Origin of the sequence: uncultured Rothia sp., assembly GCF_963507905.1 — a bacterium.
Classification (GTDB): domain Bacteria; phylum Actinomycetota; class Actinomycetes; order Actinomycetales; family Micrococcaceae; genus Rothia.
Genome location: NZ_CAUOUU010000002.1, coordinates 104512 through 119741, shown reverse-complemented (window position 1 = coordinate 119741; position 15230 = coordinate 104512). Strand labels below are relative to the sequence as shown.

The 15230-nt window shown below is 59.6% G+C and carries 11 protein-coding genes and 1 tRNA gene; 3 read left to right on the top strand and 9 right to left on the bottom strand.

Annotation, left to right across the window (positions count from 1 at the left end; translation table 11 throughout):
• Positions 1-117: 117 nt before the first annotated feature.
• The 8 genes from RQ593_RS01970 to ffh all read right to left on the bottom strand — a co-directional run bounded on the left by RQ593_RS01970 (position 118) and on the right by ffh (position 8527).
• Positions 118-405: an antibiotic biosynthesis monooxygenase gene (locus RQ593_RS01970; RefSeq protein ID WP_049327787.1), complete on the bottom strand. Its 288-nt coding sequence runs from the start codon at positions 403-405 to the stop codon at positions 118-120.
• Positions 406-614: 209 nt separating this feature from the next.
• Entirely contained in the window at positions 615-1568 is a 954-nt protein-coding gene (gene trmD / locus RQ593_RS01965) for a tRNA (guanosine(37)-N1)-methyltransferase TrmD (RefSeq protein WP_311449667.1), read from the bottom strand.
• A 3-nt stretch (positions 1569-1571) separates the two neighbouring features.
• Positions 1572-2234, bottom strand: a complete 663-nt coding sequence (gene rimM, locus RQ593_RS01960) for a ribosome maturation factor RimM (RefSeq protein WP_005505693.1) — start codon at positions 2232-2234, stop codon at positions 1572-1574.
• Between the two features lie 274 nt (positions 2235-2508).
• Positions 2509-2754 (bottom strand): RNA-binding protein, encoded by a 246-nt coding sequence (locus tag RQ593_RS01955; RefSeq protein WP_005505691.1) that lies wholly within the window; start codon positions 2752-2754, stop codon positions 2509-2511.
• Between the two features lie 2 nt (positions 2755-2756).
• Positions 2757-3179 carry a 30S ribosomal protein S16 gene (gene rpsP / locus RQ593_RS01950; protein WP_060824656.1) on the bottom strand — a complete coding sequence of 141 codons (423 nt, stop codon included), beginning with the start codon at positions 3177-3179 and terminating at the stop codon, positions 2757-2759.
• Between the two features lie 284 nt (positions 3180-3463).
• Positions 3464-3952 carry an NUDIX hydrolase gene (locus RQ593_RS01945; RefSeq protein ID WP_311449666.1) on the bottom strand — a complete coding sequence of 163 codons (489 nt, stop codon included), beginning with the start codon at positions 3950-3952 and terminating at the stop codon, positions 3464-3466.
• 12 nt (positions 3953-3964) lie between these two features.
• Positions 3965-6838 (bottom strand): hypothetical protein, encoded by a 2874-nt coding sequence (locus RQ593_RS01940; RefSeq protein ID WP_311449665.1) that lies wholly within the window; start codon positions 6836-6838, stop codon positions 3965-3967.
• 111 nt (positions 6839-6949) lie between these two features.
• The gene (gene ffh, locus RQ593_RS01935; protein ID WP_005505683.1) at positions 6950-8527 is read right to left on the bottom strand and encodes a signal recognition particle protein; all 1578 of its coding nucleotides are present in this window, start codon (positions 8525-8527) and stop codon (positions 6950-6952) included.
• 360 nt (positions 8528-8887) lie between these two features.
• Between ffh and RQ593_RS01930 the strand changes: the two genes are divergently transcribed.
• Positions 8888-8970 (top strand) — tRNA-Leu (locus RQ593_RS01930).
• 217 nt (positions 8971-9187) lie between these two features.
• On the opposite strand, the gene pyk is transcribed toward RQ593_RS01930, so the two are convergent.
• On the bottom strand, positions 9188-10651 hold the full coding sequence (gene pyk / locus RQ593_RS01925; RefSeq protein ID WP_311449664.1) for a pyruvate kinase: 1464 nt from the start codon (positions 10649-10651) through the stop codon (positions 9188-9190).
• A gap of 522 nt (positions 10652-11173) precedes the next feature.
• Between pyk and RQ593_RS01920 the strand changes: the two genes are divergently transcribed.
• Together RQ593_RS01920 and RQ593_RS01915 are read left to right on the top strand one after the other, a co-directional pair.
• The gene (locus tag RQ593_RS01920) at positions 11174-11746 is read left to right on the top strand and encodes a flavodoxin domain-containing protein (protein WP_049354549.1); all 573 of its coding nucleotides are present in this window, start codon (positions 11174-11176) and stop codon (positions 11744-11746) included.
• A 720-nt stretch (positions 11747-12466) separates the two neighbouring features.
• Positions 12467-14413: a GH25 family lysozyme gene (locus RQ593_RS01915; protein WP_311449663.1), complete on the top strand. Its 1947-nt coding sequence runs from the start codon at positions 12467-12469 to the stop codon at positions 14411-14413.
• The last annotated feature ends 817 nt before the right edge of the window (positions 14414-15230 follow it).

Genomic DNA, 15230 nt, shown 5'->3' with positions numbered 1-15230 from the left:
AGTTAGCGCGACCCCTCACTATTTGAGATAAAAATGAGATAAACCCCTACTCAGAGCAATTACCGGCAGGGTTTATCTATTAATTCCCCAGAGTGACCGGTTACTCGCCGCGACCCATTAGTCGCTGAACTCCACCTTCTCGAAGCTCATGGTGCCATCAGCGTGAGAAACAACAGTATTCGGGTCACGTTCACGACGAGCCGCCGCGTACGCATCATGGCTTGCCTCATCAACCCAGCGGGTCACCACGAAATAGTCGCCGCCCTCATCCAGGGGGCGCCACAGCTCAAAACCCTCAAAGCCGGGGAAAGAATCAGCGATGTGGCGGGCAGCGGCAAAGCGCTTCTCCAGCTCAGCACGGTTGTCGCCAACGACAGCCAAACGGTGAACCTTAACAACGGACATGTGTCCTCCTTCTGTTGAGTACATGCTTTCAACGATGAAAGCGGGTTACTACCTCGCACCAGCTATAGGTGAGCTATGTTCTTAGCGAGGTTAACCTTAGAATAACGGTTCACGGGCACAAAAAATAGGGGTTAGCGCCAACTAACAGTTATATGACGCTAACCCCCATTCAGAGAATCACGAGGCACCCACAGGCACCCGTTCGAAGCTTAGGATTCCGGCTGGGTCTGCACGGTATTAGACTGTGCAGTATCAGGCTGTGCCGCCTGAGCCGCACTATCAGCCTGTGGTGCGGGGCTCTTCTTCGCCTTCTTCTGAGCCGCCTTCGCCGGGTTCGCAAAATGCACCCCGCGCTCAGCCAAGAAGCGGCGATCCTTCTTATCCCACTGCTCCACCGGGTACGCCTCCAACAGGTCCGGGCGGCGCTCCAGGGTGCGCTCAATCTGACGGTCACGACGCCAACGCGCAATCGCACCGTGATTACCCGACAGCAGCACCTCCGGCACCTCACGCTCACGCCACACCGCGGGCTTCGTGTACACCGGATACTCCAGCAGACCGCCCGTATGCGACTCCTCCTCCAGGGAGGCGGGGTTACCCATCGCGCCCGGAATCAGGCGGGTGATAGCCTCAATCATCGCCATGACCGCAACCTCACCGCCGTAGAGCACGTAATCGCCCAGGGATACGGGCATCACGCGGAAGCTCTCCTGCGCCCAGTCCAGCACACGCTCATCAATGCCCTCGTAGCGCGCCGGAGCGAAGACAATATGCTTCTCCTCCGCCAGCTTGTACGCCATCGCCTGATCGAAAACGGCACCCGCCGGGGACGGGACAATCAGCAGCGGGCGGGTATCAGCGGCGGGTTCGGCGGGCCCAGTGCCCTCAGACTCGGCACCCTCAGACGCATCTTCGGTAGCGGCGTTTAGCGGGGAGGCGGCAAGCACCTCATCCAGCGCCAAACCCCACGGCTCCGCCTTCATCACCATGCCCGCGCCACCGCCGTACGGAGTGTCATCCACCGTGCGGTGACGGTCAAACGTATACTCACGCAAATCATGCAGGTGCAGATCCACCAGACCCTTCTCGCGTGCCTTACCCAGCAGGGACAGCTTCAGCGGCTCCAGATACTCGGGGAAAATCGTGACCACATCGTAGCGCACGGACTACTCCCCCGCCTGCTCGGTCGCCTGCGCAGAATCCTGCTCAGCGTCCTCGACCAGGTCAATCAAACCCGCCGGAGGGGTCAGCAGCACAAAGCCGGGCTCATCCTCGGTCGAGGGAACCACCTCGGGCACAATCTCCTCAACAAAAGGAATCATGATCTCTTCACCCGCGCCGGAGGCAAGACGCGGCGAACGAGCCAGCTTAATCAGCAACAAATCCTGAACCGGCATGGTCTGCAGACCGGTCACCTTACCCAGCGGCTTACCCACAGCCGGGTTATCCACGGGGCTCTCACCCTCGGGAACGTCCGCCAGCAGGTACACGGGCAGGTTCACCAGCTCCTGCTCGTAGAAGCCCTCTTCATCGCCCTCATCCTCGGGAACCTCGTAAACCAGGCGGCTACCGCGCAGCTCCTCAGCCTGATTGCGGGTAGTCACCTCATCAAAACGGACCACCAGAATCTTCTTGTTCCAGCGGGCACCGGCAACCGTCAGCTCACCGGTAGGCGCCACCGAAGCGGCAGCAGAGCCGGGCTTAAAATTCTCGATACCGAGCACCTCGCCGCGGGCAAAACGCTCCTGCGGGGCATCAGTAAAGAGCTGAACCGTCACCTCACCACGAATACCGTGAGGCTTACCGATACGAGCCACCACAACCTGCATAATTTTCCTCCGCTGGATACAAGCTAAAAACCTACGCCGTGCACGTGCACGGCTCCCACTATTCTACCGGGCACTTAGGACGGGCGCATTCTGCCGTCTCTCTGCTGCCTCTCCCCCGCCTCCACGGCGGCCGGAGCGAGCGCTCGCACGGATAACTCATGCTGATAACTCGCACTGATAACTCACGCAGATAACTCAGACCGAGAAATCGGGTACGCGAAAGCCCCCGCCTTCCGGAAAAATTCCGGGAGCGGGGGCTTCAAGCGTTTACGAGCTAGCGTCGCTTTTTGTCGGTGTCGATAATGTCGATACGCATCGGCTCGCCATCAGAAATAGCGTCCATCACCAGACGGATGCTCTTGGCGGTACGACCGGACCTGCCGATAACTCGGCCCAGGTCATCCGGATGCACGCGAACCTCAAGGGTTTCACGGTGACGCTGGGTGCGCAGGCGCACCTTCACGTCCTCCGGACGATCGACAATCCCTCGAACCAAGTGTTCGAGTGCGTCAGCCAACATAATTACTCAGCTGCTTCCTCAGCCTCAGCCTCGGGTGCTGCTTCCTCAGCAGCCTCTTCAGCCTTCTCAGCCTTGGGGGTGATAGCCTCGGGCAGAATCACGGAACCCTTTTCGGGAACAACGAACTCAGCCTTAGCCTCGACGGGCAGAACCTTGGACTCTGCCTTCTCGCCCTTGAATGCAGCCCAGTCGCCCGAGAGCTTCAGCAGAGCCAGAACCTGCTCGGTCGGCTGTGCGCCGACGGAGAGCCAGTACTGAGCACGCTCAGAGTTGATCTCGATACGCGAGGGGTGCTCGGTCGGGTGGTAAATACCAATCTCTTCGATGGACTTACCGTCGCGCTTGACGCGCGAATCAGCGATCACGATGCGGTAACGAGGATCGCGGATCTTACCCATACGCTTGAGACGAATCTTAACAGCCACTTTAGTGGTTACTCCTGTTTCATAATTTGGTGCGAGGCACACGGTTCAGCACCCGTGGGGCGGGCCATTCACGGCGCCTCTATGGACACAACGGCGCGCGAAGAGAGGGGTCGCGCGTCGCCGGGTACTCAGCTAGGGTATCAGAGCTCAAGATTTTAAGCTAGCGACACGGAAAAATAATTGCCCAAGGCACCGAATATCACTTTTAAACAGCGTTCTGTACCCCGGGATGCACCCGGTAGCTTCCCGGCGAGCCGCAGCGTAGCCGCCGCCAGTCGAGGTTATTAGGAGTCGAGGTTGCTCAGCTCCAGAGTCTCCCCCGTCTCCAGGGCGCGGTAGCACTCACGCAGACGCTCCACCATCGACGAGCGCACGTAGCCTTCCAGGTTCTCCGGAGCAACCCACTCATAGGTCACCAGCTCAGCATCCTGCAGGGTAATCTTCGTATCCGCTGCAATCACGCCGCCGTCATACATGTAGTAGGTCGAATCGCCCCACACGCCCAACGCCAGACCGTGGAAAATCAGCAGCACGCGGCCCAGTTTCAGGTCCAGGCCCAGCTCCTCCGCAATCTCACGCTCACAACCGGGCTTGGGCGCTTCGCCCGCCTCCACAGTACCGCCGGGAAGAATCCAGCCGTCCTTGTAGTTCGGCTTCACCAGCAGCATCTCGCCGCGCTCATTACGAATCAGCGCGCCCGCCGCCAAACGGCGCGTGGGCAAGGTGGCGATAAAAGCCTTCAGCTCTTCATCGCTCAGATAGGAATCCTTCATGGCTTCTTTCCTTTAGCGGTCGGTTTTCTTCGCAGCGCGCTGCCTGATGCTACGCACTATACCCAGGGCACGCTCACGCAGTCCAGAGGATGCCTGCTCCGTGGACGGGGCAGCATCCTCCACCGTGCGGTAGTGGCCCTCACGTAGGTCATCAATCAGAGTGCGCTTCTTGGTCGAGGGCTGCTCCCCTGCGGTGTCTCCCGGATGCACCAGCTCAGCATCCGCCACCGGGCGGGCATGCTTCTTCAACTGGGTCTGCTCGAAAGAACGCAGAACCGTCGGAATCAGAGCCGACTCGACCGTAGCGTTCAGCGCAAAGAGCGCGGCAGCCACCGAGAACTTACGGCTCGCCTTACCCCGCGCGCGGCGGCGGCGCGCCACATTCGCCAGGGTCAGGGCAATAGCGCTTTGAGCCGTCACATCCGCGCCCAGGACAAGACCCACGCGGCGGGTCTTCGCACGAATCTGTTCCGGGGTCAGGCGCTTGCGGCGCGAACGAGGCGCGGGGCCCTGAGTGGATGAACTCTGAGTGGATGAACTCTGCGGTGCGGGGCTCTGGGATGCAGGTGCCTGAGGCTCGGTATCCTGCGATGCGTTCGGCGCAGGCTCGTCGCCTGCCGCGGCATCGTTCTGATGGGAGAAGCCCTGATGTGTGAGGTCCTGATGCGCGAGCGCGGCAGAGCCCTCGGGAGCCTGCTGGCTCACCGTTGCTTCGTGCGATGCCTGCTCCTCGTTCAGCGCCGAGTCAGCCTCGTGCAGGGCACTGTCAAGAGACAGGTAGCCCTCTTCAGTCTCCACGAAAGAATCCGGGGCAGAACCCTCGGGCGAACCCATATGGGTGTACTCGTAAGGGATGCGCGCGTTACTGATGGCGTCCATCCACTCGGCGAGGGTCACGCGGCGGCCGGTCGCAACGAGGCGGTAGCTACGCTCCATGGGCGAGGTGTAGCCGCCCGGGTAGGGCTCGATGTCCTCGTCGCCATCGAAGGAATCATCCTCTGCGGCAGTGTTCTCAAAGACAGGGTTCTCAGAGAAGTTGTTCTCAGCGAAGGTCGCCTCGGCAACGGAGTTATCCAGCGGGAAGGTAACGTCCAGAGCTTCAGAAGTCTGCGCCTCATCAGCAGCTTCAGCTGCGTCGGCAGAGTCAGTCTCAGCAGAACCGGCGGGCTGTGCGAGCTCCTCATCCTCGTTGCCAAAGACGCGAGCCGTGCTAATCGACGCCACATCAAAACCGGTGGTCGGAACCAGTGCCAGCTCGGTAGGAACATCCAGCAGCTGCAGCACCGACTCGAGCGCCAGGGTGTTGCTCGTATCGCGCAGGTACGCGTTCAGGCGGCGGCCGGTAATGGAATCAGCCTCCACGCCAAACATCGCCATGACATTAGCGATGCCCTGCTCGATTTCGTCCTCATCGGAACCGAAAATCTTTGAGCCCGAAAGCTCCGGGGCGCTACCGGGAAGCTCTGAGAGCAGATCCTCCAGCACGCCGCCAAAGCGGGCGACTTCCTCGCGGCTGAGGGCACGGTTCAGGCGCTTAGGCACGCGCTGCCAGGTGAACTCCTCCACGATGTTCTCGTAGGGTTCACCGAACGCCTCCAGGTACCACTCCTCCTCCGAGTAGGGTTCGCGGGCGGGCTCCTCGTAGACCACCAGGTGCTGCTGGTTCGCGTTGCCCTCAGCAATCAGGGCGTTGCAGTTCAGCAGACCCAGCAGAGCCATGAGGTCCACCGGATCGGCAGAAATGAGGGTCCACTCCCCCGCCGGCGCAGCAACAACCTGCCGAGTACCGGCAGGAAGGTAGGCCAAAAGAAGCCCCGTAATCATGTCAATGGGCAGGTCAACGAGCATGGCGGCGTCACCGTCCACCAGGAACTCCAGCTCGCCCTGTCCACCGGGCAGCTCCTCCCACACGGTCGCCTCACCCTCCAGGGCGGCACCGGTGACCGGCAGATGCTCCACCAGCTGAGCCACATAATCCTCAACGGGGGTACCCACGTGCAGGTGGCCGTCAGCGACCTCCAGCACGTTCATGTAGCCCTCATCGTCCACCGCGCAGAGCACGTAGAGCTGCACCTGGTGCTCACCCATCTCGTAAGCAATCAGCTCCGGGGAGGCGGCGGTCGCCTCAATGAGGGCGGCAATCAGCTCCTCATCGGTGGTGGAACGAGCCATGATGCGGCGGCGCTGAATCTTCTCCTCCAGCTCCATGGTCTGCTCGATGCGCTCATTGCGCTGCTTCTCGGCGGTGCGTTCCTCATCCTGGACGCGCAGGTACTCGGGGCTATCCGACTCGCCACTACCGGCGGGTGCGGGGGCATCCTCCCACATGCCGGTGAGCTTATCGACGGTCCACTCTTCGCTCTCCAGTGCGGCGGCGAGGCGGTCAACCTTCGTGCGGTCGTTCCAGGCGCGCTGCTTATCGGGGTCTTCCGCCTTCACCTCATCGTGCATGCTGCGGGCTTCACGAATGAGGTTCAGGATAGTTGCGGCAACGTCGTCAACGGCGGGGTCATCGCTCTCACTCGAGTAGACCAGGTCACCCGCCAGCTCGGCGGAATGCTCACCGTATTCGAGGGCGATGCGCGCCCAGACGGGGGTGTACCCGGGAAGGGCGTCCGACTCATCGTCGAAGTCGCCCACGAAGTCGTTTGAAAAGTCGTCCGCGAGGTCGTCGTCAAAATCCTCGGCGGCAGCTTCGGAGAAGCCCAGCGAGCCCTCCTCAGCTACAGGCTCACCTGCAGACTCCTCTACAGACTCGGCGGCAGATTCAGTAGCAGGTTCCTCGACAGAATCATCAGCGAAGGCACGCTGAGACCACGGCGTGACCTGCTCATTCAGCTGATCATCCGCGTTCTCTCGATCCCAATTCTGCTCGTTCTGAGCCATTGATACCTTCCCTTCACACACCCACGCCCAAACCGGGCACCATACCGGTACGGGTGCGCCCCGTAACCACGTGCGCACCCGTACCACCCCTCACGGGGCTCATATTTGCTCTTACTGCAGGAACTTCTCGAAGCCCTTCGGCAGGTTCATGCTGGACAGATCCATCTCCTGGTTCTGAGCCTGCTGACCGAACGCAGCACCGGCGCGTGCCTGCTGCGCCTTAGCTGCTGCCGCCTCCTGCGCCGCACGCTTCTGCGGGTTGCCGGAGCGAGCCTTCTTCTTCTTGTTGTTCTTCGCGTTCTTGCGAGCACCACCCGCCGCAGCCGCCATACCGGGCATCTGCATACCGCCGGGCATGCCGGGCATCTTGCCCGAAGCGAGCTTCTTCATCATCTTCTGAGCCTGGGCGAAACGCTCCATCAGCTGGTTCACCTCAGACACGGTCACACCTGCACCCTTAGCGATACGGGCACGGCGAGAACCGTTAATGATGCGCGGAGCCACACGCTCATGCGGGGTCATGGAGCGAACAATCGCCTCCACGCGGTCAATCTCGCGCTCGTCAAAAGCCTCAAGCTGCTGGCGCATCTGAGCCGCGCCGGGCATCATCATGAGCAGCTTCTTCATGGAGCCGAGCTTACGAATCTGCTGCATCTGAGCCAGGAAGTCCTCAAAAGTGAAGTCTTCCTGATCGATGAACTTCTTCGCCATGCGGTCGGCTTCAGCCTTATCCCACTGAGCTTCAGCCTGCTCAATCAGAGTCAGGATGTCACCCATATCCAGGATGCGGCTTGCCATACGGTCCGGGTGGAACTGCTCAAAGTCAGTGACGTTCTCACCGGTGGACGCGAACATAATCGGCTTGCCGGTCACCGAAGCCACCGACAGCGCCGCACCACCGCGGGCGTCACCATCAAGCTTAGACAGGACCACACCGGTGAAGTCCACGCCCTCGTTGAAGGCGTTAGCGGTGTTCACGGCGTCCTGACCGATCATCGCATCGATGACGAACAGAACTTCGTGCGGCTCAATAGCGTCACGAATGTTACGTGCCTGCTGCATGAGCTCAGCGTCAACACCCAGACGACCCGCGGTATCGACAATCACCACGTCGTGCAGCTTAGCGCGAGCCTCAGCCACACCGTCACGTGCCACCTGTACGGGATCGCCGGTGGGTACGTCAAACTCGCTGGTCACACCGGGGTGCGGCGCGTACACGGGCACGCCCGCACGCTCACCAACAACCTTCAGCTGGGTCACCGCATTGGGGCGCTGCAGGTCGGATGCAATCAGCATCGGGGTGTGGCCCTGGCCCTTCAGCCAGTGAGCCAGCTTGCCAGCCAGGGTGGTCTTACCGGCACCCTGCAGACCCGCCAGCATGATGATGGTCGGGCCGCTCTTCGCCATGTTGATGCGGCGGGTCGAACCGCCGAGGATGCTCACCAGCTCCTCGTTCACGATCTTGACGATCTGCTGGGAGGGGTTCAGCGCCTCGGAAACTTCCGCACCAAGAGCGCGTTCCTTCACGTGGGCGGTAAATTCGCGGACCACGGGGACGGCGACGTCAGCGTCGAGCAGGGCGCGGCGGATTTCGCGGACGGTTGCATCAATGTCTGCCTCGGAGAGGCGGCCCTTGCCGCGCAGGTTCTTAAAAGTTGCCGTCAAGCGGTCGGAGAGAGAATTGAACACGAGCCGTGATCACTTTCTTAACGTTGAGGTGGCCCCCAGCCGCGAAGGCGAACGGGGATGGTTAGTCAGTCTTTAAGGATACAGGATACGCGCTTTCTCCCCCGCCTCCGCCTGTGGATAAGTGGCGCCGGTTCACCCTGAGCTCAGGATTTATGCCCAGGATTTACACTCAACGTCCCCTCCCGCACCCCTCAGCAAATGCGCGGCAGGTATCAGACTTACCCCCGTGTAGAGGCGCAACAGAAACCCTCAGCAGATGTTCCGCACCCCGCCTCAGCATGCTCAACACGTCAGATAGATTAGATTTTCTAGACAGCCTGGGTTAGAATTCTAAAGGTGTTACGCACAAATGCGTGATACGCCCGAGTGGCGGAATTGGCAGACGCGCCTGACTCAAAATCAGGTTCTTCGGAGTGTGGGTTCGAGTCCCACCTCGGGCACCAACGCAAAAAGCGGCGGGAAAGCTTGAAACTTTCCCGCCGCTTTTTGCGTACCTACCCTACGCCCACCCGGCCCACCCGCACATCAGATGCGGCAACAATAAAGACACAAGAAACCGCCGCCCGGCCGTGAATTCACGACCGGGCGGCGGTTCTATATACCGAGCGTACAGACTGAGGATTACCCTCAGCTACGCATCGAAAAAGATTGGTGAGCGGCTTAGCGCTTGACCTCGTTCTCCTCGTAAGGACGCAGAGTCTCGCGCTCGCCCTCAGCACCGTAGACGCGGTGTACCTGAACCATGTTGGTGGTACCTGCGCGGCCTGCGGGAGCACCGGCAGCAACGACGACCAGGTCGCCAGCTTCTGCCAGACCGTTCTTCAGCAGGTACTCGTCCACGAAGTGGAACAGACCTTCCTGATCGGTAATCATCTCAACCTGCTCAGCTTCAACGCCCCACAGCATGGACAGGAAGGAGCGAACCTTCGAGCTGGTGGTGAAAGCGACAATCGGGGTCTCGGGGCGCAGACGTGCCAGACGACGTGCGGAGTCACCGGACTGGGTGAAGGTTACGATGAGCTTTGCGTCCAACTGGTCAGCGATGTTCACTGCTGCGCGGGTAATTGCGCCACCGCGGGTGCGGGGCTTGCGATCCAGCTCGGGCACGCGGTACAGGCCGCCCTTTTCGGTATCCTGAACGATTGCAGCCATAGCCTGCAGGGTCAGGATCGGGTACTTACCGACCGAGGTCTCACCGGAGAGCATCACAGCGTCTGCGCCGTCGAGGATTGCGTTAGCGCAGTCAGAAACCTCTGCACGGGTGGGGACGGGGTTATCGGTCATGGACTCGAGCACCTGGGTTGCCACGATGACGGGCTTTGCCCAGCGGCGTGCCATGTCGATTGCCTTCTTCTGGACGAGGGGAACCTCGGAGAAGGGCAGCTCAACACCGAGGTCACCACGAGCGACCATGATGCCGTCGAACTTGTCAATGATGTCCTGCAGGTTCTCAACTGCCTGGGGCTTCTCGATCTTGGCGATAACGGGTACGCGGATACCCTCTTCTTCCATGATCTTGTGGACGGGGTCAACGTCTGCACCGGTACGGACGAAGGAGAGGGCAATGATGTCTGCACCCATCTTCAGTGCGAAGCGCAGGTCGTTTGCGTCCTTCTCGGTCAGCGCGGGCAGGGAGACCGCTGCGCCGGGCAGGTTGATGCCCTTGTTGTTGGAGATGGGACCACCGACGACCACGCGGGTGCGAACACGGGTGGGAGTTACCTCAATAGCTTCGAGGCGGATCTTGCCATCGTCGAGCAGGAGCTTGTCGCCTAGCTTTACGTCGCCGGGCAGGCCCTTGTAGGTGGTGCCACAGATTTCTGCGGTACCTTCAACGTCTTCGGAGGTGATGGTGAAGTCTGCGCCGGGCTCAAGGTATTCCTTGCCGTTTGCGAAACGCTCGAGGCGAATCTTGGGGCCCTGCAGGTCGGCGAGGATAGCAACGTCCTTACCGAGCTTTGCAGACTCTTCACGGATGGTGTTGTAGCGTGCCTGATGCTCGGCGTGGTCACCGTGGCTCATGTTCAGACGGGCGACGTTCAGGCCAGCCTTGATTGCCTCGGAGATCTTCTCGGGGGACTCGATTGCCGGACCGATGGTTGCAACGATTTTTGCGCGCCTCATATACCTAACCTTTGTGTGTTGTTTTGTGTGACCTCTGAGGGTTCACACTGATTTTCCGGGGAAGACTAACGTCAAATTCCCAATTATTCCCACGTGTTCTAACAAGTAACCACATGCCGGATGCGTGGGACTCTTTCTCAATTATAGGGGTTTTGCGCCCTCTTGGGTATGCTTCTCCCAACTCTTTCCACCGAAGAAATTGTGTTTCACGTCGCATTTTGAACATCACCCCTTCCCCATCAAACCCACCACAGAAAGTCGGCCTTCACCCCTACCACCCCCGCCTCGCCCGGAAAGTAAATTAGGGTACTTTTTACCCATAGATAACCAGTGCTGCACAATATTTAGTCGCATTCGAGAACGTTCGAGCATATTTCAAAAACATAGAGACACTCAGAGTGGGCTGTGAGAAGATAGATGGGGCACCCAAAAGCTAGGCGATTTCACATTTTCGCGCGCCTAGCCTATATTGGAACCCATAATTAGTATTTGAAATGCGAAATATATCTGGAAGGTTCACAGATGACTACTCGCGTGCTGATTATCTTCGGCTCCACCTACGGCTACACCGAACAGTACGCCACCTGGCTGGCAGAAGATCTGCGTGCACTCCCGCAGGCCCCCGAGGTTGAGACTGTCCCCGCCTCCAAGGTCACCCCCGAGCAGGCTGAGGCATTCGACGCTTTCGTCATTGCCGGCAGCGACTACGGTGGATTCCTCAACGGTGCACCGGCACTTCGCAAGAAGATTCTGCCGATCATTGCGCCCAAGAAGAACCGCACCGCGTTCTTCACCGTCTCCTTCACCGGTGAATACTCCAAGAAGCTGCTGGACAAGGCCGTCGCCAAGAGCTACACCCCCGAACTGACCGAAGGTCGCCCCGTCTACCACCTGCGTGGAGGCATCGACTTCGATAAGATTTCGCTGGCTCACAAGACCGCCCTGAAGGGCCCGGTGCGCGCATGGCTCATGGCGAACCCGCACCCGAACGAAGGTATTCAGCAGATGCTCGAATGCTACAAGACCGGCAAGGCTGAGTACATCGATCGCGAGACCCTCAAGCCGCTGATTGAGGACATCGCGAAGTTCCTCTAAGCCTTTCGGGAAACACAAGCTTTCGCCTCTTCCCACCCGTCTCTTTCAGCCGGACATCAGAACCTGAAAGAGCGGGCGGGAAGAGCCGAAATAAACGTGCCAACAGGCACCATATACGTGGTCGATGACTTTTCATCTCTCCTGCATCGACCATGCAACTCCGGGTACCGGTGCGAGGCCGCGCCAAATACAGTACCCGGAATATGAGGGGTGGGTCTTTGTGTGTGCGGCCCACCCCTTTCCTTATGCCCAAAAGCCGACTCAAAAGTCGCAAGAGGCACCGCCCGGCGCATCAGCACCCGACTGCATCCCGGCAACGTAGCTCTAGATGCTGCAGCCTACCCTGGACAACGAACCGACGCAGCAACACCCCAATACAGCGGTCCACAGAGTGAAATTCGCAACGCCTCGGCGTGTCGCGTGCCTAAAATTTTGTCCCAAAAACTTGAGCCAATAAATGCACCGACAAGCCACAAAGTAAAACAGACACCCCAAAGATTCCAGGTTACTGTGCACTCTGCGAAAGATATGCCGCCAGAATGACACCCCAAATCATTGCGCACATCGGTGCAGGTACCGTACGCTGTTAGCTGTGTCAGCCGCTTGACATACCCGGCAACCGACACACATCACTTCAACTACCCCACATATTCACTCGTGCCAGAAGCCCCCGCACAGGGCCACATCGGCACATCCACCTCTCAAACACAGGCAAAATCTATGAAGAAACTCCAGACTGCCGCGCGCTCCGCGGCAGCCCGCTCCATCATGGCGTCCGCAGGTGCACTCTCCCTGGTCGCCGCATCCCTCACCTCCGTTCCCGCCGCCTTCGCCGCTCCCAGCGCGAGCGCAGCCGCAGAGGTCAACCCCAACGCATCCTACGAGGAGCTCACCTACGCCCCCGCCCCGGATGCATCCCTGGTCGAACGCTCCAACCCCGCCATGGGTGCGGGCGAGCGCGAACGCCTGGGCACCGCCAATGCACGCACCGGTGCCATCTCCCCCGCTTCTACCGCAACTCTGAGCGGTATTTCCGCGACCCAGAGCTCCGCGCAGGGTCTGGGAGCTGGTCGAGCTCCGGCAGCCGGTCAGGCACTGGCACCCGGTCAAGCGCTGGCACAGGGCCGCTCCGCATGGACCCCCTCCGGCGGCACCCTCGGTATGGACGTCTCCTCGCACCAGCAGAACGTGGACTGGGCGAGCGCCTACGCCGCAGGTTCCCGCTTCGCCTACGTGAAGGCAACCGAGGGCACCTACTACACCAACCCCTACTTCGGTCAGCAGTACAACGGCTCGGCGCAGGTCGGCATGGTGCGCGGCGCCTACCACTTCGCAAACCCCCGCACCTCCTCGGGTGCCGATCAGGCACGCTACTTCGTGCAGAATGGTGGCGCGTGGACTGCCGACGGCAAGACCCTGCCCGGTCTGCTGGACATCGAGTTCAATCCCTACCCCGCCTACGGCAACACCTGCTACAACATGACCCCGGCGCAGCTGACTGCCTGGACCCGCGACTTTGTGGACACCTACCGTTCACTGACCGGTCGCGCCCCGATGGTGTACACCGCAACCTCCTGGTGGTCGCACTGCGTGGGTTCGCCGCAGTTCGGCGCTCTGCCGCTACACCTGGCAAGCTACTCGACCGTGGTCGGTGCGATTCCGGCGGGTTGGAGCGGCTACGACATTTGGCAGTTCACTGACTCGGGCCCGTTCGTGGGTGACTCGAACTTCTTCCCCGGCACCGTGAACGATCTGAAGGTTCTGGCAAAGAACCCCAACGCGGTGCACCGCAACTGGTCGAACGGCCAGGATCGCGCAGCGGAAGACCGTTCGGCAGAAGACCGCGCGGTACAGGATTCGAACGTGGTGACCACCGCGACCGGCTCGATTGATATTCGCACCGGCATCGGTAACTTCTGGAATAAGAATCGTTCCTTCTACGGCAACCCGATTGGCACCGAGTACTCTCTGGGTCACGGCGTGTATGCGCAGAAGTTCACCAACGGCAAGACCATCTACTGGACGAACTCTCACGGTTCGCACTGGCTGGTCACCAACGGCGGCCTGGATTATAAGTTCCGCTCGGACGTGGCACGATTCCGCGGCCTGACCACCGACGAGGAAACCCGCTCCGACACCATCGCAGTCTCCTTCGCTAACGGTGAAGGCGCCTACTGGTCCAACGCGTACGGCACCCACATCATCAATGAGCGCGGCGCCATCTATGCAACCTGGCGCAAGGCAGGCATGAAGGGCGCGCCCACCACTGACGAGCAGAATCTGGGCAACGGCATCATCAAGCAGGAATTCACCGGCAGCACCACCTACGTGTGGTCCGCACAGACCGGCACCCACCGCCTGCACACCGGCGGCGCGTTCTACCACCGTTTCCTGCAGCACCGCGGCACCTGGGGTGCACCGGTGACCGATGAAACCGCCACCTCCACGGGTGCTCAGGTGCGATTCGCCTCCGGCAAGGTACTGCTCTGGTCGGATGCGTACGGCGCGTACGAAACCAACGGTAACGGCGCGATTTTCAAGCACTGGGTGCAGAACACCGCCCGTTACGGTGCGGCACGCGGCGACGAATCCTACGTGAACGGCGTGTACTATATGGACTTTGAGCGCGGCACTATCCGCTGGACCGCACAGCGTGGAATCTACTAAAGAGCGCGGTATCTACTAATAGCGCGGCAACTGCTCAACCATAAAACGCGCATACAAAAACGAGGGGCACCTGGCAGAGGTGCCCCTCGTTCTTTGCCACAGGGCGCATCTTCTGAACAACACAAAAATCAAGATGCGTTCTGCAGCGGGTGGGTTACCGAGTGAGTAGAGAACCCGGCTATGTTACCCGTGCCGGCAGGTAAATTTAGCCGTGGCGGTAAGAGTCGCCACGAAGTCATGCAATGTCCTAAAAGCTCCGGATCAGTGTGGCGGACATAATCCCCATTGACTATGTCCGTGGGGCCCACACTAATCGTTGGTGAGACCTTACCCCGAAGGTGTCTAGAGGGGCGCCTGACCGGAAGTAAGGACTCAACGGTGAATAACGGCACGGTACGAAGATGCTGAAATTCACCCGGGTATGGCGTTCCGTAAGAAGGAATCGATATCTAGGAGGGCCGAAACCTTCACGCGTCATATCCCGTTACATATAGGGTAGGTGCAGGAGGCCGCGAAACTCATCTTTTCCGGAAATATTACAATTCAATCAGTGGTTGAATGTTTTTGTCAAAAAAATGCATTTTGAGATATATAGATGTCAAATATAGTGCATTATTGAATTAGTTTAGTGTAGTTTTTGAGATAATCCACCGGATATTTCAAAATAAATTCCCGCGTATATTACGTTTAGGTGCATTGCACTCACAGAGGTTTTCAGTTCCTTGCGATAACGGCTCTCAAAAACTCGGCTACTCTGCAACACCGCATTAAAAACACTAAGGCGCACCCCGCGTCGTATGCACAGCAGAAAGAGTAC

What these genes read in the sequence shown, in the direction of transcription:
- RQ593_RS01970 (WP_049327787.1), bottom strand. Translation starts at nt 405, where the DNA reads ATGTCCGTTGTTAAGGTTCACCGTTTGGCTGTCGTTGGCGACAACCGT.
- rimM (WP_005505693.1), bottom strand. Translation starts at nt 2,234, where the DNA reads ATGCAGGTTGTGGTGGCTCGTATCGGTAAGCCTCACGGTATTCGTGGT.
- RQ593_RS01955 (WP_005505691.1), bottom strand. Translation starts at nt 2,754, where the DNA reads ATGTTGGCTGACGCACTCGAACACTTGGTTCGAGGGATTGTCGATCGT.
- RQ593_RS01945 (WP_311449666.1), bottom strand. Translation starts at nt 3,952, where the DNA reads ATGAAGGATTCCTATCTGAGCGATGAAGAGCTGAAGGCTTTTATCGCC.
- RQ593_RS01940 (WP_311449665.1), bottom strand. Translation starts at nt 6,838, where the DNA reads ATGGCTCAGAACGAGCAGAATTGGGATCGAGAGAACGCGGATGATCAG.
- pyk (WP_311449664.1), bottom strand. Translation starts at nt 10,651, where the DNA reads ATGAGGCGCGCAAAAATCGTTGCAACCATCGGTCCGGCAATCGAGTCC.
- RQ593_RS01920 (WP_049354549.1), top strand. Translation starts at nt 11,174, where the DNA reads ATGACTACTCGCGTGCTGATTATCTTCGGCTCCACCTACGGCTACACC.
- RQ593_RS01915 (WP_311449663.1), top strand. Translation starts at nt 12,467, where the DNA reads ATGAAGAAACTCCAGACTGCCGCGCGCTCCGCGGCAGCCCGCTCCATC.